This is a genomic window from Allorhizobium undicola ORS 992 = ATCC 700741, from assembly GCF_000621665.1.
GTDB lineage: Bacteria > Pseudomonadota > Alphaproteobacteria > Rhizobiales > Rhizobiaceae > Allorhizobium > Allorhizobium undicola.
This window is the reverse complement of the sequence record NZ_JHXQ01000009.1, coordinates 78,186-105,185: the sequence shown is the minus strand read 5'-3', so window position 1 is coordinate 105,185 and position 27,000 is coordinate 78,186. Positions and strand designations below refer to the sequence as shown.

General features: G+C 61.9%; 18 protein-coding genes. 11 read left to right on the top strand and 7 right to left on the bottom strand.

The window, feature by feature from the left end; translation table 11 throughout:
• The 3 genes from T424_RS0111395 to lysS all read left to right on the top strand — a co-directional run bounded on the left by T424_RS0111395 (position 1) and on the right by lysS (position 5,316).
• Positions 1-1,758: an SLC13 family permease gene (locus T424_RS0111395; RefSeq protein ID WP_027487844.1), complete on the top strand. Its 1,758-nt coding sequence runs from the start codon at positions 1-3 to the stop codon at positions 1,756-1,758.
• 584 nt (positions 1,759-2,342) lie between these two features.
• The gene (gene gltX / locus T424_RS0111390) at positions 2,343-3,797 is read left to right on the top strand and encodes a glutamate--tRNA ligase (RefSeq protein WP_027487843.1); all 1,455 of its coding nucleotides are present in this window, start codon (positions 2,343-2,345) and stop codon (positions 3,795-3,797) included.
• A gap of 22 nt (positions 3,798-3,819) precedes the next feature.
• On the top strand, positions 3,820-5,316 hold the full coding sequence (gene lysS / locus T424_RS0111385; RefSeq protein ID WP_027487842.1) for a lysine--tRNA ligase: 1,497 nt from the start codon (positions 3,820-3,822) through the stop codon (positions 5,314-5,316).
• A gap of 178 nt (positions 5,317-5,494) precedes the next feature.
• Here the strand turns inward: lysS and T424_RS20820 are convergent, their stop codons facing one another.
• Together T424_RS20820 and T424_RS0111375 are read right to left on the bottom strand one after the other, a co-directional pair.
• A complete protein-coding gene (locus tag T424_RS20820; RefSeq protein ID WP_051558942.1) occupies positions 5,495-6,655 on the bottom strand; it encodes an ICP22 family protein in 1,161 nt (386 codons plus the stop codon).
• Between the two features lie 538 nt (positions 6,656-7,193).
• Positions 7,194-7,652 (bottom strand): MarR family winged helix-turn-helix transcriptional regulator, encoded by a 459-nt coding sequence (locus T424_RS0111375; RefSeq protein ID WP_051558941.1) that lies wholly within the window; start codon positions 7,650-7,652, stop codon positions 7,194-7,196.
• A 223-nt stretch (positions 7,653-7,875) separates the two neighbouring features.
• Here T424_RS0111375 and T424_RS20815 point away from each other — a divergent pair, with 223 nt between their 5' ends.
• On the top strand, positions 7,876-8,487 hold the full coding sequence (locus T424_RS20815) for an SH3 domain-containing protein (RefSeq protein ID WP_154664886.1): 612 nt from the start codon (positions 7,876-7,878) through the stop codon (positions 8,485-8,487).
• A gap of 52 nt (positions 8,488-8,539) precedes the next feature.
• Here the strand turns inward: T424_RS20815 and tal are convergent, their stop codons facing one another.
• A complete protein-coding gene (gene tal, locus T424_RS0111365) occupies positions 8,540-9,499 on the bottom strand; it encodes a transaldolase (protein WP_027487840.1) in 960 nt (319 codons plus the stop codon).
• Between the two features lie 207 nt (positions 9,500-9,706).
• On the opposite strand from tal, the gene T424_RS20810 reads away from it, so the two are divergent.
• A complete protein-coding gene (locus tag T424_RS20810) occupies positions 9,707-10,723 on the top strand; it encodes a sugar-binding transcriptional regulator (protein ID WP_051558939.1) in 1,017 nt (338 codons plus the stop codon).
• Here T424_RS20810 and T424_RS20805 read toward each other — a convergent pair.
• On the bottom strand, positions 10,716-11,918 hold the full coding sequence (locus T424_RS20805; protein WP_161712564.1) for a glycosyltransferase family 4 protein: 1,203 nt from the start codon (positions 11,916-11,918) through the stop codon (positions 10,716-10,718). The two genes, T424_RS20810 and T424_RS20805, sit on opposite strands and share 8 nt — an antisense overlap.
• A gap of 268 nt (positions 11,919-12,186) precedes the next feature.
• On the opposite strand from T424_RS20805, the gene T424_RS0111350 reads away from it, so the two are divergent.
• From T424_RS0111350 to T424_RS0111335, 4 genes are all read left to right on the top strand, one after another.
• The gene (locus tag T424_RS0111350) at positions 12,187-14,412 is read left to right on the top strand and encodes a peptidase domain-containing ABC transporter (RefSeq protein ID WP_027487839.1); all 2,226 of its coding nucleotides are present in this window, start codon (positions 12,187-12,189) and stop codon (positions 14,410-14,412) included.
• The gene (locus T424_RS0111345; protein WP_027487838.1) at positions 14,384-15,739 is read left to right on the top strand and encodes an HlyD family type I secretion periplasmic adaptor subunit; all 1,356 of its coding nucleotides are present in this window, start codon (positions 14,384-14,386) and stop codon (positions 15,737-15,739) included. The genes T424_RS0111350 and T424_RS0111345 overlap by 29 nt, the downstream gene beginning before the upstream one ends.
• Positions 15,736-17,061 (top strand): tetratricopeptide repeat protein, encoded by a 1,326-nt coding sequence (locus T424_RS0111340; protein WP_027487837.1) that lies wholly within the window; start codon positions 15,736-15,738, stop codon positions 17,059-17,061. The genes T424_RS0111345 and T424_RS0111340 overlap by 4 nt, the downstream gene beginning before the upstream one ends.
• A 124-nt stretch (positions 17,062-17,185) precedes the next feature.
• Positions 17,186-17,911, top strand: coding sequence for a sulfate transporter family protein (locus T424_RS0111335; protein ID WP_027487836.1), 726 nt, complete (start codon positions 17,186-17,188; stop codon positions 17,909-17,911).
• Here T424_RS0111335 and nth read toward each other — a convergent pair.
• Positions 17,885-18,637 (bottom strand): endonuclease III, encoded by a 753-nt coding sequence (gene nth / locus T424_RS0111330; protein ID WP_407921393.1) that lies wholly within the window; start codon positions 18,635-18,637, stop codon positions 17,885-17,887. The genes T424_RS0111335 and nth overlap by 27 nt on opposite strands.
• 108 nt (positions 18,638-18,745) lie before the next feature.
• On the opposite strand from nth, the gene T424_RS0111325 reads away from it, so the two are divergent.
• Both T424_RS0111325 and T424_RS0111320 read left to right on the top strand, forming a co-directional pair.
• Positions 18,746-19,228 (top strand): DUF2244 domain-containing protein, encoded by a 483-nt coding sequence (locus T424_RS0111325; protein ID WP_027487834.1) that lies wholly within the window; start codon positions 18,746-18,748, stop codon positions 19,226-19,228.
• 138 nt (positions 19,229-19,366) lie between these two features.
• Positions 19,367-20,248: a methylated-DNA--[protein]-cysteine S-methyltransferase gene (locus tag T424_RS0111320; protein ID WP_027487833.1), complete on the top strand. Its 882-nt coding sequence runs from the start codon at positions 19,367-19,369 to the stop codon at positions 20,246-20,248.
• A gap of 27 nt (positions 20,249-20,275) precedes the next feature.
• Here T424_RS0111320 and T424_RS22775 read toward each other — a convergent pair whose 3' ends face one another.
• On the bottom strand, positions 20,276-21,760 hold the full coding sequence (locus T424_RS22775; protein ID WP_051558937.1) for a tetratricopeptide repeat protein: 1,485 nt from the start codon (positions 21,758-21,760) through the stop codon (positions 20,276-20,278).
• On the bottom strand, positions 21,760-26,838 hold the full coding sequence (locus T424_RS0111310; protein WP_027487832.1) for a tetratricopeptide repeat protein: 5,079 nt from the start codon (positions 26,836-26,838) through the stop codon (positions 21,760-21,762). Before T424_RS0111310 ends, T424_RS22775 begins: the two co-directional genes overlap by 1 nt.
• Between the last annotated feature and the right edge of the window lie 162 nt (positions 26,839-27,000).

Sequence of the window (27,000 nt, the reverse complement as noted above, 5' to 3'; positions counted from 1 at the left end):
ATGACCAGCGCTCAAATCCTGTCTTTCGCCGTCATTGCCGGCATGATGCTTCTCTTCATCGTCGATCGCATCCGCTATGACGTGGTGGCGGGGCTAACACTCATGGTGGCCGTTGCCATCGGCATCGTACCGCCGGACAAGGCCTTTTCCGGCTTCAGCGACGACATTGTCATAATCGTCGGGAGTGCGCTGGTGGTCAGCGCCGGGGTTGCGCGCTCCGGGCTTGTGGATGCCGCCATCAAGCGCTTTTTCCCGAACCTCTCCTCGCTGCGTGGCCAGATGCTGCTGCTGGTGGTGTCCGTCACCGTCATGTCGGCCTTCATCAAGAATATCGGGGCACTGGCCATCATGATGCCGGTGGCCTTTCAATTTGCCCGCCGCTCCGGCGCCTCCCCTTCCGTTTTTTTGATGCCCATGGCCTTCGGCGCCCTTCTGGGCGGCCTGATGACGCAGATCGGCACCTCGCCGAATATCGTCGTATCGCGCCTGCGCGGCGAACTGACGGGCACGCCCTTCACCATGTTCGATTTCACCCCGGTCGGCGCAACGCTTGCCGCCGTCGGCGTGATCTTTCTCATGTTTTTCTACTGGCTGGTTCCCAAACGCGAGAACCAGAATACCAGCTTGCAGGAAGCGCTCGGCACCTCGCATTTTTCGACCGAAGCAATGATTACGCCGGAATCGAGCCTTGCCGGACAATCGCTCAGCACCCTGCTCAAGGCGGGCTCCGGCGAAGTGATCGCCACCGCCATCCTGCGCGGGCACCGGCGCATTTCCCCCTTTCCCGACATGCAGATCAAGGCTGGCGACACCGTGCTTTTGGAAGGGCCATCCGACGCGCTCGACAGGATCATCTCGCAAAACGACCTGAAACTGTCGGGCGGCGAGATCCAGAGCGGGGAAATCACCGCGGCAGAGGCGGTGATCGCGCCGAATTCACCGCTGATCGGCCTTTCGGCCCGCAATATCTCGCTGTTCAACACCTATGGCATCAATCTTCTCGCCGTCAGCCGTCAGGGAAAGCGCATTCGCGAGCGCCTTTCGGAACTGGTATTGGCGGATGGCGACGTCGTGGTGCTGCAAGGCAAGCGTACCGCCCTGCCCTCAGCGCTGAGGGAACTGGGCTGCCTGCCGCTGGCCGAACGGGAAATTCTGCTTGGAACGAACCGCAGCGCGCTCATTCCCGTCATCATCCTTATTCTGGCCATGGGCTCCACGGCGCTTGGCCTGGCGCCGGTTCCGGTGGCTTTTTTTGCCGCGGCACTGGCCATGGTGGTCTTCAAGGTCGTTCCGCTCAATGATGTCTACCGCGCCGTGGACGGACCGATCCTCGTCATGCTGGCCGCCCTCATTCCCGTCAGCGACAGTCTGAGAACCACAGGCGGCAGCGATGTGATCGCCGCGTGGCTGGGCAATATCGCCCATGGCCTTCCCGCCTATGGCGCCCTTGGACTCATTCTTCTCACCGCCATGGCGGTCACGCCCTTCCTCAATAATGCGGCCACGGTTCTGGTCATGGCGCCGATCGCCGCAAGCTTTGCCCACAATCTCGGCTTTCGTCCGGATGCCTTCCTGATGGCGGTCGCCATCGGCGCAGGCTCGGACTTTCTCACCCCCATCGGCCATCAGTGCAATACACTCGTCATGGGTCCAGGCGGCTATCGTTTCAGCGATTATCCCCGCCTTGGCCTGCCGCTGTCTATTCTCATCGTGCTGGTTTCCGTGCCGATGCTGCTGCTTGTCTGGCCGGTAAAGTAAACCTTTATCCGTGATGCATCGCCATCAACCGGAAGGGCATGGTCTGGCCCAATCGGGCGGCCTACAGCGCCGTGCGTTTTATCAAACCCACGAAGGACGCTGTAACACGTTAAATCTGCTGCATAATTCCTTAAATCGATTCCGATTTAAGGAATTATGCTCTAGCCTGAAACGGTGAAAGCCTGCGTCGGGCAGACGCAGGCTTTCGGGCGGGGGACGGGGTTGCTCAGAACAAAGGCCGGACGGGTAAGGGGCTCGTCTGCCGTTTCGTTGGCTACGGAGAGAAACCGGAAAAATCTCCGTATTCCCCTTTCCCGTCGCGTCCGGTTGGCACGACCTTTATTCTGCTGTCATAACGGGCAAGTCCCGTTCGGGTTCCAGCCGAATGCAGATTTTTTTCAGATTTTTTCGCAAGCCGGAAAATGGCCTGTGCCGGGGTGGTTCTTGACGCTTGCCCCTGAATATGGCCTAAGGCCAGCAACGAGTTGACCCGATGGCCGCGCAAACCCGCGCCTTGGGACAAGATCGATCCGTTAACTGTGGAACCGGCTCTTTACGGTTCTGTCGCACCCACGAGCACGATCATGACCACTTCCGGCGTTCGCGTCCGCATTGCACCATCTCCCACCGGCGAGCCGCATGTCGGCACCGCCTATATCGCGCTGTTCAACTATCTCTTCGCCAAAAAACATGGCGGCGAGTTCATCCTGCGCATCGAAGACACCGATGCCACCCGCTCCACGGCGGAATTTGAGCAGAAGGTGCTGGACGCGCTGAAATGGTGCGGCCTGGAATGGTCCGAAGGTCCCGATGTCGGCGGTCCTTACGGCCCCTATCGCCAGTCGGAGCGTAAGGATACCTATCGTCCCTTCGTGGAGAAAATGGTCAATGAAGGCAATGCCTTCCGCTGTTTCTGCACGCCGGAACGGCTGGAGCAGATGCGCGAGGCGCAGCGCGCCGCGGGCAAGCCGCCGGGTTACGACGGGCTTTGCCTGCATCTCAAGGCCGAGGAAGTCACCGCCCGCGTTGCCGCCGGTGAGCCGCATGTCGTGCGCATGAAGATCCCGACCGAGGGGGCCTGCGAATTCCACGATGGCGTTTATGGCGATGTCTCGATCCCGTGGGAAAGCGTCGATATGCAGGTTCTGCTCAAGGCCGACGGTATGCCCACCTACCATATGGCCAATGTGGTGGACGACCATCTGATGAAGATTACCCATGTGGCGCGCGGCGAGGAATGGCTGGCCTCGGTGCCGAAGCACATCCTCATTTACAAATATCTGGGCCTCGAGCCGCCGAAATTCATGCACCTGTCGCTGATGCGCAATCACGACAAGTCCAAGCTTTCCAAGCGCAAGAACCCCACTTCGATCTCCTATTACTCCGCGCTCGGCTATCTGCCGGAAGCGCTGATGAACTTCCTTGGCCTGTTCTTCATCCAGATCGCCGAAGGCGAAGAGCTTTTGACCATGGAAGAGCTGGCCGAGAAGTTCGACCCGGAAAACCTGTCCAAGGCAGGCGCCATTTTCGACGTGCAGAAGCTGGACTGGCTGAATGGCCGCTGGCTGCGCGAAAAGCTGACCTCGGAAGACTTCCTCGACCGTATCCTCACCTGGGCTTCTGAAAACGGCCGCCTGACGGAGGGGCTGAAACTTGCCCAGAGCCGTATTTCCAAGCTTGGCGAATTGCCGCAACTGGCAGGCTTCATGCTGGCCTCCGATGTCGGCCTGACGCCCGCCTCCTTTGCCGGGTTGAAAACCAGCCCGGAAGAGACGCTGGAGATCGTGTCCACCGTGCAGGCCGATCTCGAAAAGATCCTGGAATGGAATGTCGAGACGATCGAAGCAGAGTTGCGCGCCATTTCCGATCGCATGGGCAAGAAGCTGCGCGTGGTGACACCGCCGCTCTTCGTTGCCGTTTCAGGCAACCAGCGCTCGCTGCCCTTGTTCGATTCCATGGCGCTGCTGGGACGTTCGGTGGTGCGCCAGCGTCTGAAGGTGGCAAGCCAGGTTCTGACCTCCATGGTTGGCGCAAAGTAAGGCCGAGAGACAGGATAAAGACATGACCGACACCAAGACCGAAACTGCCCTCTCCTCCGACGCTTCCGAAGTGCGCCGCCAGAAACTGGCTATGCTGCGCGAGAAAATCGGCGACGTTTACCCGGCGCATTTCCACCGCTCGATCACCAATGCCGAGCTTTCGGAAAAATATGCGAAGCTGGAGCCCGACACCGAATCCGCCGATGTGGTGACGGTGGCTGGCCGCGTCTATTCCTCGCGCAATTCCGGCATGTTCATGGACCTGCATGACGCAACCGGCAAGATCCAGATTTTCTCCCACAAGGATACGACCCCGGAAGAGGCCCGCAACCTTCTGCCGATGATCGACCTGGGCGACATTATCGGCGTGAAGGGGCAGATTCGCCGCACCAAGCGCGGTGAGCTGACCATCAATGCGCATGAAATCACCATGCTCACCAAGACGCTGCTGCCCATGCCGGAAAAATGGCATGGCGTGACCGATATCGAAGTGCGCTATCGCAAGCGCCATCTCGACATCATGACCAATGAAGAATCCAAGCTGCGCTTCCTGCAACGCTCGAAGATCATTTCCGGCGTGCGCCGTTTCATGGAGGCCGATGGCTTCATGGAAGTGGAAACGCCCATGCTGCAATCCATCTATGGCGGCGCATCGGCAGACCCTTTCAAGACGCACCACAACACGCTGAAGCAGGACATGTATCTGCGTATCGCGCCGGAACTCTTCCTGAAGCGCACGCTGGTTTCCGGCCTTGCCGACAAGATCTTCGAAGTGAACCGCAACTTCCGCAATGAAGGCGTTTCCACCCGGCACAATCCCGAATTCACCATGATGGAGTGCTATTGGGCCTATGCCGATTACGAGGACATGATGGATCTCGTGGAGCGGCTGTTTGCCGATCTCGCGGTCCGCATTCATGGCTCGACGGAATTTGCCTTCGGCGACAAGGAGCTCTCCTTCAAGGGCCCGTTCCGCCGCGTGCCGATGCCCGAAGCCGTCAAGGAAGCCACCGGCATCGACTTCATGAGCATCAAGACCGACGAAGAAGCCCGTAGCGCCGCCAAGGCTGCCGGTTTTGCCGTGGAAAAAGACTGGACCTGGGGCGAATGCCTGGCCTTCATCTTTGAAGAAAAAGTGGAAGGCACGCTGATCCAGCCCGCCCATGTCACGCATTTTCCGAAGGATATTTCGCCCTTCGCCAAGGAAGTGCCGGGCGAGCCGCGTCTGGTGGAGCGTTTCGAAACCTATTGCAATGCCTGGGAAATCGGCAACGCCTTCTCGGAACTCAACGATCCGGAAGAACAGCGCCGCCGCATGGTGGAACAGCTTGAACAGGCCCATGCCCGCGGCGAAAAAGACAAGCAGCTCGACGACGAATTCCTCGACGCCATGGATCAGGGTATGCCGCCGGCTGGTGGTCTCGGCATCGGGGTCGATCGTCTGATCATGCTGTTGACCAACGCCCCGTCGATCCGCGACATCATCCTCTTCCCGGCGCGCCGCGCCAAGGCGGATTGATACCAAGCACCATTGAAAATGAACTTGGCATTTTCCTTTTCGAATATCTCAAGCCTCTGACACAGTTGAGATATTCGAGACGCCTTCAAGGCAGGGAGACGTCAGCAGGGTCCATGTCCCGGCTTTGCGCAGGCAAAGCCGGGATAGCGCGTTTCCCGCGACGGCATGTCCTGCGGCCTCACCGAAGCGAAATGCCTTTTGGCAGCACGCTGGCCGGTTCTTCTTTTTCAGGCTCAGTAGCAGGTTTCGAGGCATCGGCCTGCTCGGCAGGCTTGCCGGGATCGGCGGGCCTGTCGCTTCCCAGAATGCGTGATTTCAGCGAAGCAAACCAGCCAGCCGGGGCAGGCCCGTCGGCAGGCTTTTCTGCGTCCCCCCCAACCTTCTCCGCGCTTGCCGCATCATGAGCGGGGGCGGTATCATGGGCGGGGGCGGTGGGTGCCGCCTCGCCGGATACGGTGTGCAAGGCCGTTTCCGTTCCGGCGGGCTTTTCGCTTCCAAAAATCATGCCCTTGATGGAGGAAATCAGGCCGGGCTTTGCGTCTGCCGCTGGCGGTTCACCCCCATGGGCCGCATCGCCTGAACCGGCGGCTTCGCCGTCCTTCTTTGCCTCCGCCCCATGCCCATCGGCCCCATGCCCATCGGCACCATGTTCTTTCTTGTCGGGCTCGGTTTTTCCATGCTCGGGCTGACCATGCTCGCCCGTCGCCTTCTCGGTCTTGCCATGGCCGCTGGCCTTGCCGTGACCATCGCCTTCCTTGTCGGCAGGGGGCGCGGGAATGACGCAATCATTTTTTTCGGTAAGGCTGGCCATCAGGGCCGCCGCCTCGTCCGATGCCATGTCGATGCGTTCGCCATAGAAATCGCCATCGCCATTGGCGGGCCGGTCCACATAACGCGCCGTCAGCGGCACCACATCCTGCTCATCGTCGATATGCGCGGGAACCGGCACATACACAACCTCGGCACCCACGGCGCGGCCGCGAATTTCGGCCCGGTCCTTGGGGCCGTTCTTATCGAGAACAACGACCTGAACGAGATCGGCCTTTTCGGCCTCGGCAGTCGCTTTTGCCACACGCAGCGCCGTTCTGATCCGCGACAGGCCGTCGCCGGGTTCTGTCGTGACATATTTGCGCACCCAGACCCGCTCCTTGCGGTGAAGTTTCACGGCCTGCACCTGCGTGCATTCCAGTCCGTTCAGCGTGGTCTTGGAGGCCCCCAGCAACTGGTCCCGGCCAATATAGACAGCCACGGAACCGGAGGCGCCGCACGCCACAAGGACGCCGCCCAAGATGATGACCATCTTGCGGGAAAACCGGACCTTTCCCAAAAGACCCTTCATCGCGCACGTCCCTCATGTCCGCAGCATCGAACCGCAAAGGAAGGCGGCGCGACGCTCCATTTTCTTTTCGAGCCCAGATCGTTGCCGCAGCGCGCTGCGGCCCTGCGCGACCTGCCCGTTCAACCTGTTAGCCGCCCTTCGCAATCACCGGAAGCCCCTGCCTCCAGCCCTTGCGATATTACGACAATAAGAATTTTCGACCGTCATTTCAGCCGAAAAGACTGTCGTTAACTTTATATACTGCTACTTTAGGGTGGCGTTATTGCCGATTATTTAATGCATTCGGCAAGAGGCGTCACAAATCCGGCCATTGTTCAGCACAGTTAACGTCATGGAAAGAAATTCAACCTGAGGAAGTCCGAAATCCTTACAGCTTCCCGTCATGAGAGTTATTGGCCCTCATCCGCCCGCGCGGCGTGGCGCTTCCAAGCAGGATGGCGAAGACCGCAAGCGCCCCAATACAGCGCCATGGGTTTTATAAAACGCATAAAGGACGGTGGGAGGCAGGCTGTGCGAAAGCCGCCTTCTCAAAATGCCATCAGCCGGATGCGTCCGGCGAAAGCTTCTTCTCCAGGTCATCGAACATCCGCAAAACCGCCTTCAACTCATCGGGGGGCACGTCTGCGAGCAGCGCCGTCTCCAGTGGCTCCACACGAGCGCGGATGTCGTTTATGGCGGCAAAGCCTTGCTCCGTCAGGAAAATACGGTTTACCCGCCGGTCCTGCACATCATTGCGCCGCTCGATAAGGCTCTGCTTTTCCAGAATATCCAGAAGGCGGACCAGCGTCGAACCATCCAACCCGACAATCCCCGCCAGCTCCTTTTGCGTCACGCCGTCGCCGTGATGATAAAGGTAAACCAGCGGCCGCCAGCTTGCATCGGTAAAGCCCGCAGCGGCGAGGTGTTCCTCCACCCGTCTGCGCCAAAGCCGCGCCAGACTGGACAACCGGAACCCGAAAGGTCCGGTATCGCCGCTTTTCAAAACTCCGTCCCACATATGGCTTCTGCTATTTTTCGAGTTGCACCGGGAAGTCACTGTCAGCTTATCTGAAAACCATGGCAATTCAACAGTTTGTCTAATATAATGCAAATTCGCCGGCCTTGGGTCTCAGCAAGGAGGGTCGCATTCCGACTTCCGCCACGCTTTGCGCTTGTCAGGGCGGCAAATCTGGATTCTACTTTTGATCGGGCAACCCGCAAATCCTCCGGAGAGACAAGGCATGGCCAGCACACAGTATCATCCACCCCGTGAACAGCGGGGATTGGCGGCCTTGTTTTTGAGGGCCCGCAAAACCGGGCATCAAAGGGCCGGATCTGCATTCGCACTGATCGGCCTTGTGCTTGCCATGGCAGCAGCCACGCCCTCGTATGGGCAGACCGTCATCACCGCGCCTGCGCCAATCGATCCTGTCACCGGCCAGCCGGCCAGTCCGCCACCGCGTCACCACGCGCCAGACCCCTATCTCTGGCATGTGGCAGGACTGCCGGAAGGTACAACGCTGGATGTCCGCTCCGGTGCCGGACCGGCTTTCCGCATCATAGCCACGCTGCCGGAGGGAATGGCGGTGGATATGCAGAACTGCATGGAAAGCCGGGGCGGTTACTGGTGCCGGATTGCCACCTTTGAGCGACCGCGCATCAGCGGCTGGGTGGATGGGCGTTTTGTCGAAAAACATGGCGGTCCACCGCCGCAGGCTGGCACGATAGGCGGGGTTCCGGCGGAAATCATCATTGATCCGTTCGGCAAGAAGCAAAGCGGTCAACGGCAGGGAACGGCCAGACAGCAAAACGGCATGACCCCGGACGATAGCGCTGGCGATACCGGCGAGTAAAACAAAAAAGGGGCGGCCATCGCATGGCCGCCCCCACTATTCGATTGGATGCTCAGGCAGAAAGTTTCCTGGCGACCATTCCGCGCAGCGTGGCAAGATCCTTGGAGAAAGAACGGATGCCTTCCGACAGCTTTTCGGTTGCCATCGGGTCTTCGTTCAGCGCCCAGCGGAAGGCCTTTTCATCCATGGACACCCACGGATCCGGCGTGGTCTTTTCCGCCGAAAGCTTGCGGGGCAGATCGCCCTCGGCCTTGTCCAGTTCATCCAGCAGGGCCGGGCTGATGGTCAGGCGGTCGCAACCGGCCAGCGCCTCGATTTCCCCGGCATTGCGGAAGGATGCGCCCATGACGATGGTTTCGATGCCGTTGACCTTGTAATAATTGTAGATCGAACGCACGGAAACGACGCCCGGATCGGTCTCGGACGTATAGTCCTCGCCGGTGGACTTCTTGTACCAGTCAAGAATGCGTCCAACGAAGGGCGAGATGAGGAACACCTTCGCTTCAGCGCAGGCAACAGCCTGTGCCTTGGAGAAGAGCAGCGTCAGATTGCAGTCGATGCCCTCCTTCTGCAAAACTTCGGCGGCACGGATACCTTCCCAGGTCGAGGCGAGCTTGATGAGGATGCGATCCCGCTCGATACCGCGCTCCTTGTAAGAGGCGATGATCTCGCGCGCCTTGTTGAGCGATCCCTGCGTATCGAAGGAAAGATCGGCATCGACCTCGGTGGAGACCCGGCCCGGAACGAGCTTTGCCAGTGCCGCACCCACCGAAATGGCCAGCCGGTCAGCCACGGCCGCAACGGTGGCGTCGGAGGACGCCCCCCCCTTTGCCTTGCCCCACTGGATAGCCTCTTCGAAGGCATCGGCAAACATCTCCGTGCCAAGGGCTTTCAGAACGATGGTGGGATTGGTGGTGCAATCTACCGGCTTGAGGCGCGCCACAGCTTCAATGTCGCCGGTATCGGCAACCACGGTGGTCATGGCGCGAAGCTGTTCGAGTTTCGAGGTCATCCGTAAATTCCTTTGATCCTACGGTTCAATTCTGCGGCTTGTCCAGAAAGAGAAAGAAAGCTCGCACGTGCTCTTCCCCTAACGGCTATCGGCCCTTGTGGTTCAAATATCACGACGCACACGGACAAAGTCAAGACATTTGCCTAGTTCATTTGACATATGTTTCACGCTGCGCGATAGTTTCACGAGAAAGAGGAGCAAGCCACAGTGGTCAGACTGCGACGGGAAACCCATATGGCCTATTCCGAAGCCGCCTCGCTGCGGCTCAAGGCGGCGTGGCTCTATTACAATCAGGGACTGACCCAGAAAGACGTGGCCGAGCGGCTCGGAATCAGCCGCTCCACGGTGATCCGGATGCTGGACGAGGCCTTGAAACGTTCCGAGGTGCAAATCTGGATTGCCGATGGCATGGATGATTGCGTGGAGCTGGCCGTGCGGCTGGAAAAGGCCTTCGCGCTGGACGAGGCCGTGGTCGTTCCCTCAGCCAGCGGGCAGGACGCAGGCGCCATTGCCAGGGGCGTCGGGCAGGCGCTTGGCCAGTTTCTCACCGAAGTGGTCAGCGACAATGCCACGATCGGCGTCGGCTGGGGCCGCACCATGACGGCGTCGCTCTCCGGTTTCCGTTCGCCACGGCGGGAAAACTGCAAGGTCGTTTCGCTTCTCGGCGGTGTCGTCGCCGTCCACCAGACCAATCCCATCGATTACAGCTGGCGGCTGGCCAGCCAGCTTGGCGCGGAATGCTATATGTTCCTTGCGCCGCTGCTGGTCGATTCCGTTGAGACGAAGCGGGCGCTGATCGAACAATGCGGCCTGAAGACAATCTACGATCTGGCCGAAAATCTCGATCTGGCCGTTGTGTCCTGCGGCGACATCGGGCTTCACTCCACCTCGCTTTCGGAAGGTTTCATCAGCCGCCAGACGCTGGAGGAGCTGGTGGCGGCAGGCTGCGTCTGCGACACCATGTTCAACTTTCTCGATGCCGAGGGCCGCTCGGTGGACCACCCCATCAATCAGCGCGTGATGTCTGTCGATCTCGACACGCTGAAAAAGGCGCGCCACATCGTGATCGCCTCCGGCGGGGCGCACCGGGCGGTGGCCATTGCCGCCACCCTCAAGCGTATCGGCTGCAACACGCTGATCACAGACGAGGCGGCGGCGCGCCAGTTGCTGGCCATGGCGCCTGCCGCACCGGGGTCTGTGCCTGCTCGCTTCGACGTTACGTGAAGGAACGGACGATTGCCTTCATCTGGTCGGCCGTGCGCGACCATGTGAAGCCCGCAAGCTTTGCCGCGCCGCGCTCGCCGCGCCGTCTTGCCTCGTTGCGGTCGCGATAGGCGCGTTCCAGCGCATCCTCGATTTCCTCGACGCTGCTTTCGCCCCAGCCGGCCACATCGCCAACACCCTCGCCCTCGCCGGCCACCGGGGCCTGAGCCTCCAGCGCATAGCAATTGCGCCCGTCGATGAGATCGAGATGGCCGGTATTGGCCGAAAGGATGGTCGGCACGCCGCAGGCCATGCATTCCATGGCCACGAGATTGGTGCCGCCTTCGCTGCGATTGGGAAAAACGGCCACATCCATTTCCCTGAGGATAGGCGGCATCAGCGCATTCGGCACGCTGCCCAGATCGATGAACTGATGGGCGGCAATACCATTGGCGGCAATCCACGCCACCTGATCGATGGTGCCCTTGTCATTGGTGCCGATCTCGGCAGCCTTGCCGGAGCGGTTCAGCGTCAGCGCAAATTGCGGCCAGGGACTGTGCCAGGCCGAAACCAGCACGGCATCGGGATGGCGTCTGGCAAAGCGCGAAAAGGCTGCAACCACAAGATCCTGCCCCTTGCGCAGTTCCAGCTTGCCCCCTGAAAACACCAGGAAGCGATCCGTCAGCACACCCTGCCTTGGAGCGGGATGAAACAGCGTCTGGTCCACGCCCTGAATGACCGTGGTGACATTCGTCAGGCCATGCGCACGCATGATCTTTTCATTCCAGCTCGATCCAGCAATCACCAGCGGCAGGGCGCGGGCGCGGGCCTTGGCCTCCTCTGAAAGCTGCGGCAATTCGAAAAACACCACCCCGAGCGTCGGCGTTCCGGAAAGCGCTATCCCCTTCGGGCCGGGCGACATGGAAAAGTCATTGCCCAAGCCCGCCAGAAGCGGGGTGTTGACCACCAGATTGCGCGCCTCCTGCTGCTCCATCCGGCCGACAAGATCGCCGGACGCCTTGAAAAACCCGGCAAGCGCGCGCCGCCTGAGCGGATCGACGACAATCTGCTCAGGCTGGAGCGGAAATGACGTCAAGGGTTCGAGATCCCGGTCCTGCGCCCAGTTGAGCGCAAGGTTGAGGCCATAAATGCCCCAGCCGAAAAAGCTGGAAATGCCCCAGTGAATGATGACAGGCCGCCTTTGTACAGTACTCACGCGCATTCCTTCCGCTGATTCGGTGGTTGTGAATTTACTGCGCCTCAACGCCGCTTTCAGCGCCGCTTCACCTTTCATCTGTGGAAACCGCGTGTCTGGCTTCACCTTTCCCGCAAGCGGCACGACCTGCGGGAACAACCATTTGTCCAGCATCGCGAAAGCTTCGCGCCTTACGGTCGGCTGGAATGGGTGATCAGGCTGTCCATGACAGACGAGAAGGCCTGCCGTGAAAACGCCGGGGCATTGGCGGAAATGATGAGGTGCGTGGATGCGTATGGACGACGGTGATCTGGGCGAGGAAAGCCATGCCGGAGCCGCGCTGGCTGCCCTGACCCTTGCCGCCCGGCGCCTCGGGCTTTCCCTCTCCCTTGATGAGCTGCGTCGCGATTATGGCGATGAAGCATCGCTCTCTCTGCACCAGCTTGCCGAAATTTCCCACCAGCAGGGCATGAAGGCCAAGCCCATCCGGTTGAACTGGAAAATCCTTTCCCGGATGGAGGACGGCGTCTCGGCGCTGATCGAGCTTGCCGACGGCTCCTATCTTGTCTTTGAAAAATTCATCGACGACCCTTCCACGCCACGCATGGTGTTCCGCGATCCGGCCGATCCCAAAGCTGCCCGTCTCGTGCTGGACGAATTGCGTCTCGGCGAAAACTGGAACGGTCATGTTCTCCTGCTCAAAAGGCAGACGGCAGAGCAGAGGCAGGGCGACGAATTCGGCTTTCCCTGGCTGTTCCAGCAGGTGCGCCAGGATGGCCGGCTGGTGCGCGACATCGTGATCGCCGCCCTTTCGCTCGGCGTGCTGGCTCTCGTGCCCTCCTTTTTCTACATGGTTGTGATCGACCGGGTCATGGTGCATCACCGGCTCTCCACCCTCACCGTCATGGCGCTTGCCATTGCCGTGGTGCTGGTGTTCGACATGACGCTTGCCTATCTGCGCCGATCGGTCACGGCCGTCGTTTCGGCGCGTATGGATGTGCGCCTCAATCTGCTGATTTTCGATCGCCTCTCGCGTCTTCCCATCGAGTTCTTCGAGCAGAATGCCACGGGCGGTATCGTCCACCGGCTGGGCGAGGCGCGCAGGCTGCGCGGTTTCATCACCGGCCAGTTGTTCGGCTCGGTGCTGGACATGCTTTCCCTTCTGGTGCTGATCCCCGCCATGTTCATCCTCAGCCCGGGTCTTACCTTCTGGGTTCTCGGACTGGCTGGCCTGATGGCACTGGTTCTTTTCGCCTATATGGGGCCGGTGCGCCGCGCCTATGCCGAGGTGATGGGCAGCGAACACCGCCGCACCTCCATGCTGATCGAAACGATCAACGGGATGCGCACCGTCAAGTCGCTGGCGCTGGAAGGGCGCAAGCGGCGCGAATGGGACCAGAAGGTCGCCGAGGCCGTGAACCGGCAGACGGACCTGATGCTGCTGGCCAACCAGCCGCAAACCCTGCTGGCGCCGCTTGAAAAGCTGATCTATGCGGGCTCGCTGCTGATCGGCGCCTATCTGGTCATCGTTGACGAGCATACCGTCATGACGGGAACGCTGGTCGCCTTTACCATGATCGCCATGCGCGCCACCCAGCCGCTGGTGCAGATGGCCGGCATGATGCAGCAGATGGAAGAGGCCCGAGGGGCGCTGAAACAGGTTGCATCCGTCATCAACGCCGAGCCGGAACCGCGCCGCGAAAACGGCGTACGCCCGCAATTGTCGGGGCGCATCGACTTCGAGGAGGTGCGCTTTGCCTATCCCGGTTCACCGATACCTGCGCTCAACGCCGTGAATTTCAGCATCCGCCCGGGAAGTCTTGTCGGCATCATGGGCCGCAGCGGATCGGGCAAGACCACCGTGACGCGGCTTTTGCAGGGCCTGCATCAAAACTATTCCGGCCTGATCCGCCTCGATGGCGTCGAAATGAAGGAAATAGATCTTTATCACCTGCGCACGCAGATCGGCGTGGTGCTTCAGGACAGCTTCCTGTTTCGCGGCACGATCCGTGAAAACATCACCATCGCCCGGCCCGACGCCACGGCGGAGGAAATGATCGAGGCCGCGCAGCTTGCCGGTGCCGACGAATTCATCGAACGCCTGCCGCGCGGCTACGACACCATGCTGGAAGAACATGCCGCCAATCTTTCGGGCGGTCAGCGCCAGCGGCTTGCCATTGCGCGGGCGCTGATCGTCGATCCCCCCGTGCTGATCTTCGACGAGGCCACCAGCGCGCTCGATCCCGACAGCGAGGCGATCATCATGCGCAACCTCAAGCGCATCGCCAAAGGCCGCACCGTGCTGATGATCTCGCACCGGCTGTCCTCACTGGTGGATTGCGACCAGATCCTCGTGATGGATCGCGGCCAGTTGAAGGATAGCGGCACCCACCATGAGCTGATGCAACGCTCTGCCGATTATCGCCATCTGTGGAACCAGCAAAACCGCCACCTTCATTCTGGCCCATCGAATCCCGGAAAGAGCCATGACGAAAACCTTGACGCTGTCGCCTGACGAACACCGCTATGCGGTTCGCACGACGGCGGAATTTCTCTCCGAAAGCGCCGCGATCCTCAACCGGCGCCCGCCGCGCTCCGCGCGCCTCACCATTGCCGCCGTGGCCGGGTTGATTGCCAGCGCCATCGCCATTGCCGTCGTCATGCCGGTGGAACGGGTGGTGACGGCCAAGGGGCGCATTGCTTCGGAAACCCCGCATATCGTCGTGCAGCCCATCGAAACCTCGATCGTGCGTGAAATTCTGGTGCGAGAGGGCCAGGAGGTGAAGGCCGGTCAATTGCTGGCCACGCTCGATCCCACCTTTTCGCAGGCCGACCAGACATCGGTAAGCCGTCAGGTGGCCAGCCTTGCCGCCGAGGTCGAACGGCTGAAGGCCGAAATCGACAGCCGCGATTACCAGCCGGCATCCGGCGACAGTTTCGGCCTGCTGCAACGGCGCTTCTTCGAGGCCCGGCGGGCGCAATATCAGGCCTCCATCAGCGCCTATCAGGCCAAGATCTCCTCGCTGGAAACAACCCGCACCCAGCTGCAATCGGAAATCGACGTCAATCGCGAACGGCTGAAACTCAGCCAGGAAAGCGAAGCGATGAAGGGCGCGCTCGTTCAGCAGAAATTCGCCAGCCGCGCCGATGCGCTCAAGGCGCGGGACTGGACACTGGAAGTCACCGGCACGCTGCGCGAGCTGGAAGGACGGCTGGAAACCAACAATCACGACATTCAGTCCCTGAACTCGCAGCTTGAAAACCAGCGCCAGCAATGGCGTTCCGATGCCATGGCGCAGCTGGTCAAGCAGCAGGGAGAACTGAACGGCGCCGTCGAGCAATTGAACAAGGCCGACAAGCGGCACGACCTGATCGAACTGAAAGCCCCGGAAGATGCCGTGGTGTTGCAGGTCGGTGAAATCTCCATTGGCTCCGTGGCGCAAACCGCGCAGAAAATGTTCGTTCTCGTGCCGCAATCGGCCCGGCTGGAGGTGGAAGCGCAGATTTCCACCCAGGATCAAGGCTTCATCAAGGTCGGCCAGCCGGTCGAGGTCAAGCTGGACGCATGGCCCTTCGGCCGCTATGGCGGACTGAAGGGCGAGGTGCGCGCCATCAGCGCCGACAGTCTCACCGTCTCGCGCGACAGCGAGGGCGAAGGGCGCAATGTCTATATCGCCAAGGTGCGCATCGCCGATCCGCGCCTGAAGACCTCACCTCCCGATTTCCGGCTGGTGCCCGGCATGACGCTTACCACGGATATTGTCGTGGGCGACCAGACCGTCGCGGCCTATCTCTTCGACCGCGCCCTTCCCTCTGTCCGCGAAGGGCTGCGCGAACCATGATTTCCATCACCGGCCTTGCGCGCGAGGCCTTCCGCCATCAGCTCTACCGGCAGGGCAAAAGGCAACTGGCCCTGAACCGGCTGCCCCGTGCCGCCGCCCTTCTGAAAAAGGCCGCCGACCGGGGGCATCCGGACGCCGCCTTCGAGATGGCGCTTCTGTTCGAGGCGGGAAAGGGCGTGATCGCCGACCTTGCCGAAGCCCGCCGCTATGCGCGTCAGGCCGCCGACATTGGCCATGTGGATGCCATGGCGCTTTTGGCTCGTCTCTATCTGTCCTCCGGGCGCCCGGATTTTTCCCCAACGCCCGCCACGCGGCGGCTTTACGGCGCAGCCCTTGCCGTGGAAAGCGAGCCGGAACTGGCGCGAAGCTTTGCCCTGATGGCAAGCGAGCATGGCCATGCCGAAGGCGCAGCGCTTGCGGGCTATATGCTGGCCTCCGGCATTGGCGGCAAGCCCGATGCCCTTGCCGCCCGTGCCGCATATGAAACGGCCGTCGCTTCCGGCAGCGTGCGGGCGCATCTGGGCATTGGCACCCTTCTGGCAGGCGGGCATCTGGGTGAAAGCGACCATGCCGCTGCTTTTCACTATTTCAAATTCGCCGCCGCCGCTGGCAACCGCACAGCGCGCCATTATCTCGCCCTGCAATATCTCAAGGGGCTCGGCATCGAGAAAAACGAGGAAAAGGCGATCAAGCTTCTGACGGCGGCTGCCGCCAAGGGCTACCGCGCCTCCACCGAAGAACTGGCCCGATATTACCTCGATCCCGCCCATGCCGACCGTGACCGTGCCAAGGGCATCCGATGGCTGACAGCCCTTGCCCGCATGGGCGAAAGACGCGCCTGCCGCGAGCTGGAGCAGCGCTACCGCCACGGCGTGGATGTAGAACAGGATGTGACGCAAGCCCTGCTATGGCTGGAAAAGGCCGCCCTCAAGGGCGACGTCGCGGCCCAGTTTCAGATGGCGGTGGTCACGGCCACGGGAGGCGGAAACAGCGAGCCCGATCTTGCCCAGGCCCGCATGTGGTTCGATATGGCCGCAGGCAACGGACACGCCATCGCCATGGTCAATCTCGGGCGCTTCCGCATGAAAGGCATGGGCGGCCCGGTCGATCTGAACGGCGCCCGCGAGATACTGGAAAGCGCCCTCGATGCCGGAGAGCTTGCAGCCTCGCCGGTTCTGGGCGAATATATCGCCTTCCATGCCGATCCCCCCGATCCGCAGGCCGCCCGTGCGGTGCTGGCCAAGGGCGTCGAGGCTGGCGATGCCGTCTGCATCGACATTCTGCGCAGGCTGGACAGAACCGACGTTGCAGACGTGGCCTGAGCCTGAACAGACGGCAGATATTGCGCCCGCCACGCCGACACCCCATATAGCGGGCAAGCCATTCCTTCTGGAAGGAGGTCGAAAATCGCCCTCCTTCCAGATTTCGCCCCGAAAGAGGTGTGAGTTGATCCTCGATGCCGCCGCACTTTCCCTTCGCAATCTCCTCGCTCCGGAAACGAGGGGTGTGTTCTGGAAGACGCTCGGTCTTTCCATTCTGGCGCTGATCGGACTTTGGCTCGCGCTGCGGGAAGGGTTCATTCTGTATGTCTGGCCGTGGTTTGCCGCCTTCTTTCCCGCCACGCCGGAATGGGCGGGCTGGTTGACGCTGATCTTCGGCATTCTTGCCAGCATTGGTCTTGCGTTGGCGCTCGCCCTTCTGATCGCGCCGATCACTGCCATCATTGCCGGTCTTTTCCTGGATGACGTCGCCGAACTGATCGAAAAGCGCGACTATCCGGCCGATCCCGCGGGCGAGGCCATGCCCATGCTTGCCGCGATTGTCTCCTCCGTCAAATTCTTCGGGGTGGTCATTCTCGGCAATCTCGTGGCGCTGATGCTGCTGGCGCTGCCCGGCATCAATCTCATGGCCTTCTTTCTGGTCAATGGCTATCTGCTGGGCCGGGAATTCTTCGAATTTGCCGCCATGCGCCTGCGGCCCCGCGCCGAGGCGCTGGATTTCCGCCGCAAGCATTCCGGCACGGTGTTTCTCGGCGGACTGGTGATTGCGGGCTTTCTGGCCATTCCCATCGTCAACCTGCTGACACCGCTGTTTGCCGCCGGGTTGATGGTGCATCTGCACAAGGCGCTCACGCGGCGCGATCCGTCATTCTCCGATCTGCTGCGGGGGTAACTCCACCAGTGGAGCGGGTATGTCGCAGGTCTTTTCCGGCGAGCGACAGAGATCGGCAATCACGCAGCGCTCGCATTCCGGCTTGCGGGCCTTGCAGCAATAGCGGCCATGCAGAATGAGCCAGTGATGAGCGTGGAACAGATAATGCGCCGGGATGATGCGCATCAGCTTGTCCTCCACCTCGTCCGGCGTCTTGCCGGGTGCAAGGCGAATGCGGTTGCCGATGCGAAAAATATGCGTATCGACGGCCATGGTGGGAATGCCGAAGGCCATGGACATGACGACATTGGCCGTCTTGCGCCCGACACCCGGCAACAGCACCAGCTCCTCGCGGGTCCTGGGCACTTCGCCGCCAAACCTGTCCACCAGCATCTGGCTGAGCGCGATCACGTTTTTCGCCTTGTTGCGGTAAAGCCCGATGGTCTTGATGTAATCGCGGACCTTTTCCTCGCCCAGCGCCAGCATTTTCTCCGGCGTATCGGCCACCTTGAACAGCGCCCGCGTGGCCTTGTTCACCCCTGCATCGGTGGCCTGCGCCGAAAGCGCCACCGCTACCACCAGCGTAAAGGGGTTCACATGTTCCAGTTCCCCCTTGGGTTCGGGCCGCTGGATGGAAAAGCGGCGAAACATCTCCTCCAGTTCCGGTTTGGAATAGAGGCTGCGAAAGGGCGGCTTTTTCCTTGCCGCGCCATTTGACGTCTTGACGGTTGAGGTGGTGGATTTCATCTTGATACTTGTCAAACTAAGCATAAGCCGGACAGGTGGAAACCTGTTTTCCCCGCCGGAAATGCATCAAATAATTTCTGGTTCACGCAGTTCTTGAGGCATAACGCCATGAATGAGACCGCCGATCAGCCGATCTTTGCTGCCGAACTGGTACCCTATCGCTCGCTCGGGCGAAAGGGGTTCCGCATCCTGCTGACGCTTTGCGGCCTCGTCTGCCTGCTTTACGGCCTATTCTTCCTGACCACCGGCGCATGGCCCATAGGCTTTTTCTTCGGTCTGGATTTCCTGCTGCTTTATGGCGCCTTTCGGCTGAATTACCGGGCCGCAAAAGCGCGGGAGGAAGTCACCCTGTCGCGCCAGCAATTGAGCGTGCGCAAATATACCCCCTCGGGCAGGATGACGGAGTTTCTGTGGAACCCCTTCTGGGCGCGGTTTTTCGTGCGCCGCCACGAGGAATTCGGCATTCTATCGATGACCGTCCACGGTCAGGGACGCCAGACCGAGATCGGCTCCTTCCTCAACCCGGAAGACCGCGAAAGCTTTGCCAAGGCCTTTCGCCAGGCGCTGGCCACGGCAACCCAAAGGCTTTGAGCGGCAAGAATCGGGTGGCAACACTGACCGGAAGGTGCTTTGCTGAATACGTGCCGGATGACGCCGCCCGCGCTGCGGGGGCTTGCTGATCTCGACCCGACGACCGGCGGCATGTCCATGACCACAGGAGAGTTTTCCATGTCGCTTGCCTGCACTCTTGACCGCCCCGCCTGCGACATCACGCCGGAAGGGCAGGACTATGAAACGGTGTGCCGCGTCATTGAATGCATGACGCTGGACTACCGCCAGCAACCCTCGCTGGAGGATCTTGCCCGGCAATTGAACCAGTCGCCCACGCAATTGCAGAAGGTCTTCACCCGCTGGGCAGGCTTGAGCCCAAAGGCCTTTCTTCAGGCGGTAACGCTGGACCACGCCAAGCGGCTGCTTGGCCGGGAAGGCCTGCCGCTGCTGGAAACCGCCATGGAACTGGGGCTTTCAGGCCCCGGCCGCCTGCATGATCTTTTCGTCAGCCACGAGGCCATGTCACCGGGGGAATGGAAGGCACGCGGCGAGGGCCTGATCCTGCGCTATGGCTACCATCCCTCGCCCTTCGGACAGGCGCTGGCGATGGTGACGGAGCGCGGCCTTGCGGGCCTTGCCTTTTGCGATGCGGGCGAAGAACAGGCCTGTTTCGAGGATATGGCAAAGCGCTGGCCAAGGGCCAGCCTGATCGAAGACCCGCAGGCAAGCACCCCCTTCATGCAGCGGATTTTCGACCCCTCGCAATGGCAGGCCGAACAAAAGCTCAATGTCGTTTTGATCGGCTCGGATTTCCAGATCCGCGTCTGGCAGCAATTGCTGACCATTCCCATGGGCCGCGCCGTGACCTATTCCGAGATTGCCAACCGGATTGGCCAGCCGCAGGCAAGCCGCGCCGTGGGCGCGGCGGTCGGGCGAAACCCCATTTCCTTCGTCGTGCCCTGCCACCGGGCATTGGGCAAGAACGGCGCACTCACCGGCTATCACTGGGGCCTGACGCGCAAACGCGCCATGCTGGGCTGGGAGGCTGGCCGGATATAAAGCATTTGTAGAAATAAAGCGCGGCGATCAGTCGCCGCGCAGCATCCCGATAGCCTCGTCCAGTGCTGAGGCAAAATCGCCGGGAACGGGCTGACGGCACAGGCGCATGGAGGGATACCAGGGCGTCACCGGCCCCTTCAATCCCCAGCGCCAGTCGGGCACGGCCTTGAGAATGCCGATGCAGCCGACACCCAGCGCACCCGCCAGATGCAAAGGTGCCGTGCAGACCGACACGAAGCCGGAAAGGGCGGGCAGAACGGCGGCCGTGTCGAGAAAAGCATCCGGCCCGGCATCGAAATCGGGACCGGGATGTTCCAGCGTGAAATCGAGACCGGCAACCCGGAAGCCGGACGGCGTATCGGCGGGCTCCAGTTGCTGCGCTTCCAGCTTCTGCAAGGCCAGCAGCCGGGTTTCGGCAAGCGCGCCGAAGGGCTTCAAGGCCTGCGGGCCGGGAAGGCTTCTTCCCCTGTCGGAGGGCGACAGCGGATTGCCATGCCAGACGAAACCAACGACCTGCCTGCCCTCGTCGAGCTTCAATCGCGCGCGCCACCGGGCTGCATTTTCAGCATCAGGCGCAAGATAATGCCTTGCGCCCGGAATACTGCCCCCCGTCAATTGCAGGCGATGCGGCAGGCCAAGTAGCGGCGACTGGTAATCGATGCCTGACGGATCGGGATCGGCTGAAATCACCTGATCGGCACCCTGCACATTGCCAAGCAGCCGCAGCAGCTTGTCCGGCACCTGCAAGATCACCTCACCACCCAGTGATTTGACCAGCGGCAACAGCTTGACGAACTGGATCGTATCACCCAGCCCCTGTTCGGCATGGATCAGCAGGCGCTTGCCTTTGAAGGGCAGCCCCTTCCAGTCGGCGATCGCGCCATGGCGGGGCCGGGCTGGAAAATCCTCCGCCAGCCAGCGCCATTCATATTCCGCGAAACCGCCTGCGAAATCGCCGCTGCGCAGCAGGTTGAGACCGAGATTGTAATGGGCCTCGGCAAGATCGGGATAGATCTTCAAGGCGGCCCGCAATTGCGCGATGGCTGCCGCCGTGTCCCCCTGCTCGGCCAGAATATTGCCGAGATTATGCAGGGCGATACGGTTGGACGGATCGAGCGCCAGCGCCTGACGATAGGCCTCGCCCGCCGCGTCGATCTCGCCTAGATGGGCAAGACAGACGCCGATGCTGGCATGAACCGGGGCATTGGCGGGTTGAAGCTCGGCGGCACGGCGGTAGGAATCGAGCGCCTCGCCATTTCGCCCCGCTTCGGAAAGCGCATTGCCAAGATTGAACCAGATATCGGCATGATCGGGCGCCAGCCGCAGCGCCCGCGCATAAAGCGAAAGCGCTTCGGCAAGGTTGCCCTGCGAACGCCGTGCGGAGGCCAGCAGCCGCAAGGCATCCACATCGTCGGGATGGGTTTCGAGCAGGGCAAGATAAAGCGCCACGGCGGCGGCAAGATCTCCGGCGCGGTGTTTTTCGAAAGCCTCCAGCAGCATGGTATCGGCCATTATCGTGCCTCCGTCTTCGCCTGCGCGGGCTTTGCCTGTCCGGTCGCAAGACCGGTGGCCGCAATCCGTTCGTCCCGTAAATACGCAAGCTCCGACGCGACGGCGCGGGCAACACTGTCCCAATCGCCCGCCTGCGGCTGCCGGAACAGCTTCAGGCCGGGATACCAGGGGCTGTCCGACCGATGCGCCATCCAGCGCCAGTCGGCTGCATATTTCAGCAGCGCAAAACACGGCACACGCAGCGAGGCCGCCAGATGCAGCGTGGACGTGCAGGAGGAAATCACCAGATCGAGCGCGGAGATCGCCGCCGCCGTTTCGGCAAAATCGCCAAGGTCGCTGGCGGGAACCGCCATATCCCCGGCAAAGTCGAGGGATTTCATCTGCTCCAGCCCGTCCTTGAATTGCAGGCTGACGAAATGCACATCCGCCACGTCGAAAAGCGGCTTCAGCGCCTTGAGCGGCGGCGAGCGGCCCTTGTCGGCACGCGCATTGGGATTGCCCTGCCAGACCAGCCCGACGCGCAAGCTCTCCCTGTGCCCGAACCTTGCCTCCCAACCGGCCACGCGCCGTGGATCGGCCCGGAAAAAGGCCGGTTCCGGCAGGCTTTCCAGCGTGGCGCCAAGCACCAGCGGCAGGCTCATCATGGGAATGTGAAGATCGGCATCCTCCACCGCATCCACGCCCTGGCGGCGGATTTCCACATTTGGCCAACCCTTCACCAGCAGCGAAAACAGGCCGATCAGCGGCTCGCGCACTTCCAGCACGAGCCGCCCGACCCGGGCGCTTGCAGGCCGCAGGAAGCGGGCAAACTGGATCTGGTCGCCAAGTCCCTGCTCCCCATGCACAAGGAGCGTTGCATCGGGACGAAAATCCCCGGTCCATCGTGGCATGGGCAGGCTGCGGGCCACCATTTCGGCACCACGCCAGCGGGCCTCGTAATCGGCAAATCCCTGTTCCAGGTTTCCGGCCATCAGATGGGCATGAGCCCGGTCGATCAGGGTTTCCGCATCCTCCGGCTCCAGTTGCAAAGCGTCGTCGAAGGCTGAAACCGCTTCTTCCGGCCTGCCCATTTCGCGCAGCGCATTGCCCTTGCCGCGATGGGTCTTGGCAAGATCCGGCCTCAGCGCCAGCGAGGCATCATAGGCCTCCAGCGCCTCTGGATGGCGGTCCGTATCGCGCAGCAAATTGCCGAGCGTCATCAGCGCTTCGGCGCTGGCCTCTTCCTTCACCCCCTGCCGCAGCAGGGCTTCGGCCTCGTCCACGCGGCCCATGTGGCGCAGCGCAATGGAATAATTGGTCCGGAAGGCAGGCGTCTCGAGACCAAGCGCCAGCGCCCCTTCCAGAAACAGCAGGGCACGCGGATAATTCTGCGCTTCGATGGCAAGCCCGCCCAGCATATGCAGCGCCTCGGCGCTGACCTCCGGCTCGTGGATCAACGCGCCATAGGCGGCTTCCGCCTCGTCCTTGCGCCCGGCAATATGGGCCTCTATCGCCTGCGCCAGCCGCAGCTTTGGCGCAAGCGGGGCAGGTACCGCAATCTCCGGCTCGCGGCTTTCGAACAATTGCCCGCGATCCCCGGCAACCAGAAGCGCCAGCGCCTCGGCCACGCGGCCCGCCACACCCGCAAAGGCTTCCGCCTCCACCTCGCCCTCAACCCGGCGGAAAAGCCGGGTGCGCGGATACCACGGACTATCGCTTCGCCCGCGCAGCCAGCGCCATTCCGCCCGCGATTTCAGGATGACCCAGGCAGGCTTTCCAAGCGCGCCCGCCAGATGCGCCACCGCCGTATCGGAGGTAATGACGAGATCGAGGTTCATGATCAGCGCCGCCGTATCGAGAAAGGCATCCGGCCCCTCGTCGAAACCCTGAGGTGGCCTTTCCACGGCAAAATCGACGCTGTCGATCTGCTCCTCGCCCGCGCCTTTTTGCAGGGCGATCAACCGCACGCCATCAAGGCCTGCCAGCGGCTCCAGCACCCGCAGGGGAAAGGAGCGGCCCTTGTCCACCTGCGGATCGGGATTGCCCTGCCAGACAAGCCCGACGCGAAACCCCGGACGCTCGCCCAGCCATTCCGCGAACTGCGTGACACGCTGCGGCTCGGCAAAGAGATAGGCGGGAAAAGCCGGAATGGTGTCCACCGTGGTGGAAAAGCGATGCGGCAGGCTCATCATGAAAATATGATAGTCGAGCCGGGGGATCGTATCGTTTTCGCAGATCACGCCATCCACGCCGGGCATGGTTCCCAGCAAAGCGGCAATCTTCTGGCGGCAGCCCACCAGAACCCGTTCAGCCCCCCGCGCCTTCAGCAGCGCGACATAGCGCACGAACTGAAAGGCATCGCCGAACCCCTGCTCGGCCAGAACCAGAATGGATTTGCCCGCCAGATCCTCGCCCTGCCATTCCGGCAGGCGCACGCGGCTGCGATCAATGCCCAGCACCTCGACCTGAAAGCGCCGCTCGTAAAGGTCGAGCCCCTGACCATACTCGCCCTCGTTCAGCAGCATCATGCCCAGCGCCATCTCGGCATCGGCATAGCCGGGGCGGCATTCGATGGCCTTCAGGAAAGCGGCGCGCGCGGGCTCTTCACGGCCTGCATCCAGAAGGCTGATGCCGCAATTGCTCCAGGCTTCGGCGTGTTGCGGCTGCATTTGCGTGCCGCGGCTCTGGAACCATGCGGCAATTTCGGCTGAGCCATGGTTGCGCTCGGCCACGCCGAGATTGCTCCAGGCATCGGCATTGTCCGGTTGGGCCGCCAGCGCCCGCTCCCAGGCACGGGCAGCATCCCTCGGCTGGTTCTTCTTCAGGAGGATCGCGCCAAGCTGCACCAGATGCGAAGCCACCTTCGGCTCAAGCCGGCAGGCGCGGCGCATGGCCTCTTCCGCCTCGTCGAGATGGCCGGCCGCAAGGGCGGCGGCAGCATAGGCGGCAAGGCCGTGGGTGAGATTGGGGTAAGCCTTGACGACACGCCCCGCCCTGGCAAGCGCCGCCTCCGGACGCCCTTGCGCGGTTTCCCGCCGCGCCAGCGCCAGATGCGAGGTGACGTGATCGGGATTGAAGGTCAGGGCATGGCGCAAGGCCCGCAAGCCATCGGCAGGCTGGCCGCAGGCATCGAGCGCAATGGCAAAATTGCTCCAGAAATCGGGAATATTCGGTTGCAGGGCAACGGAGCGGGCCGAGTAAGGCAGGCCCTGACGTGCCGCAGCTGCACCCCGCTGACCCGCTTCCATCAACGCCATGCCGAGAAGGTTCAGCACCCGTGCCGGTTCCACGCCCTGCGCCAAAAGATGCCGGTAAAGGCGGACGGCGCGGGCAAAATCCCGTTGCTGATGGCACTGAATGGCCTGATCGAGCGTCACGGGCTCCGGGCGGCCCTCATCCAGCGCGCGCGGCGCAGTCAGCAGCAGCTTCAACTCCTGCTGCACCTCGCGCATCACGCCATCCCAGTCGCCCGCCTGCCGCTGCCGGAACAGCCGCATGGTGGGATACCAGTCGGTCAGCATCCCCTCCATGCCCCAGCGCCAGTCCGGCCCCTTTTTCAGCAGCAGCCAGACCGGCTTGCCAAGCGCGCCCGCCAGATGCGCCACCGCCGTATCGGAGGTGATGACGAGATCGAGTGATATAATCAACGCAGCCGTATCAAGGAAAGCGTCGTCACTGCTATCCAGCCCTTCCGGCACGAGAAGCTCCAACCCTTCGGGCGGATTTTCCTGAAGCGCTTCGCCCTTTTGCAAGGCCACGAAACGCAGCGGCCCGGCCGTTTGCGCCAAGGGCGCGAAGGCGGCAAGCGGCAGCGAGCGGCCCGGCTCGCCATAGGCTTTCGGATTGCCCTGCCAGTTGAGGCCGATCGTCAGTGCCTTGCGGCCATCCGACGCTTCACGTCCTGCAAGCCAGTCACGCCATTGCGCAGATTTTTCCGGCTCGGCTGCCAGATAGGGAACGCGAACACCCACCTGATCCGGCTGAAGGCCAAGGATAAGCGGCAGGGACAGGAGCGGCACCCAGGCGGCGCATTCGGGAAAGGGCTCCTGCGGCGGATGCAGCCGGAAGCGGCCACCCTCCTCCCGAAACGGCGCAAAGCTGGAAAGCAACCGGAAAAGCTGCGGCTGGCAGGCCAGAACGATGCGGCCCGCCCGCCCGGCCAGACGCGGCAGAAACCGGATGAATTGCAGACTGTCGCCAAGCCCCTGCTCGCACACGACCAGCAAATCCGCCTCGCCCAGCTCCTCACCCTGCCAGCGGGGCTTTTCAGCCAGCGAGGCGGGAAAGGTATCGGGCGCGGCAAGACTGCGCAACTCATAATCCTCCCAGCTTGCCGCCCAATCTCCGGCAAGCAATTTCAGGCAGGCTCGGTTGAAGCGGTGCAAGGGCGAAGGATTGAGGCTGACGAGCGCATCCTGAACCTTGGCGGCCCGCATCAGGTCGCCTTCCAGCCGATAGCAGGCGGCAAGGTTATTGGCGGCGCGCTCATGCTGCGGGTCAAGCTGCAAGGCCTGCCGGTAGGCGGCAATGGCCGCCTCCAGACGGGCGCTCTGATGGTGGACGACGCCGAGATTGTAGAAGGCCTCGGCATCCGGCCGCAGGGCAAGCGAACGCTCCAGCAGCATCTCGGCGGCGGCGGCATCGCCAAGTTCCAGACGGATTACCCCCATCTGGGCGAGTGCAACCGGATCGTCAGCCCGTGCCGAAAGAATTTCCGCGCAAACCGCTTCCGCCTCCGCCCAACGGCCAAGCGCGACAAGCGCCAGCACGAGATTGGAGCGCCCGCCAAGGCTGTCCGGATCGAGATCGATGGCTTTGCGGGCATGGGCCTCGGCCCTTTGCGCCTCGCCTGCCGCCAGAAGCGCCAGAGCGAAATTCTGATGCACGCCCGCCCGCGCGGGATCGGCTTCCAGCGATTGTTCGAAAAATGCCAGCGCCTCGCCCGAGCGTCCGGCCAAATGCAGGGCAAGCCCCGTGAGATGGCTGATCTCCGGGTCGCCGGAGGCTGCCGCGTGAAGCTGCAAAAGCGCCTTCAGGGCCTCGTCCACCCGCCCCTCGGCCATCAGCGAGCGGCAGTGCGAAACCATTTGCGTCGTCATAACGCCTTACCCCCAAACCCATGGCGGCACCGGATCATCCTGCCGCCGCATGTTCACCGGCAAAGCCTTGGTTTGCTTTCCCGGCGCCTGTTCCCAGGCACCCCTGATCTTTATGCGCGGCGGTGCCAATGCTTGCAACCGCCGCAAAAAGGTCGAGAGCCT

What these genes read in the sequence shown, in the direction of transcription:
- T424_RS0111395 (WP_027487844.1), top strand. Translation starts at nt 1, where the DNA reads ATGACCAGCGCTCAAATCCTGTCTTTCGCCGTCATTGCCGGCATGATG.
- gltX (WP_027487843.1), top strand. Translation starts at nt 2,343, where the DNA reads ATGACCACTTCCGGCGTTCGCGTCCGCATTGCACCATCTCCCACCGGC.
- lysS (WP_027487842.1), top strand. Translation starts at nt 3,820, where the DNA reads ATGACCGACACCAAGACCGAAACTGCCCTCTCCTCCGACGCTTCCGAA.
- T424_RS20820 (WP_051558942.1), bottom strand. Translation starts at nt 6,655, where the DNA reads ATGAAGGGTCTTTTGGGAAAGGTCCGGTTTTCCCGCAAGATGGTCATC.
- T424_RS0111375 (WP_051558941.1), bottom strand. Translation starts at nt 7,652, where the DNA reads ATGTGGGACGGAGTTTTGAAAAGCGGCGATACCGGACCTTTCGGGTTC.
- T424_RS20815 (WP_154664886.1), top strand. Translation starts at nt 7,876, where the DNA reads ATGGCCAGCACACAGTATCATCCACCCCGTGAACAGCGGGGATTGGCG.
- tal (WP_027487840.1), bottom strand. Translation starts at nt 9,499, where the DNA reads ATGACCTCGAAACTCGAACAGCTTCGCGCCATGACCACCGTGGTTGCC.
- T424_RS0111350 (WP_027487839.1), top strand. Translation starts at nt 12,187, where the DNA reads ATGCGTATGGACGACGGTGATCTGGGCGAGGAAAGCCATGCCGGAGCC.
- T424_RS0111345 (WP_027487838.1), top strand. Translation starts at nt 14,384, where the DNA reads ATGACGAAAACCTTGACGCTGTCGCCTGACGAACACCGCTATGCGGTT.
- T424_RS0111340 (WP_027487837.1), top strand. Translation starts at nt 15,736, where the DNA reads ATGATTTCCATCACCGGCCTTGCGCGCGAGGCCTTCCGCCATCAGCTC.
- nth (WP_407921393.1), bottom strand. Translation starts at nt 18,637, where the DNA reads ATGAAATCCACCACCTCAACCGTCAAGACGTCAAATGGCGCGGCAAGG.
- T424_RS0111325 (WP_027487834.1), top strand. Translation starts at nt 18,746, where the DNA reads ATGAATGAGACCGCCGATCAGCCGATCTTTGCTGCCGAACTGGTACCC.
- T424_RS0111320 (WP_027487833.1), top strand. Translation starts at nt 19,367, where the DNA reads ATGTCGCTTGCCTGCACTCTTGACCGCCCCGCCTGCGACATCACGCCG.
- T424_RS22775 (WP_051558937.1), bottom strand. Translation starts at nt 21,760, where the DNA reads ATGGCCGATACCATGCTGCTGGAGGCTTTCGAAAAACACCGCGCCGGA.
- T424_RS0111310 (WP_027487832.1), bottom strand. Translation starts at nt 26,838, where the DNA reads ATGACGACGCAAATGGTTTCGCACTGCCGCTCGCTGATGGCCGAGGGG.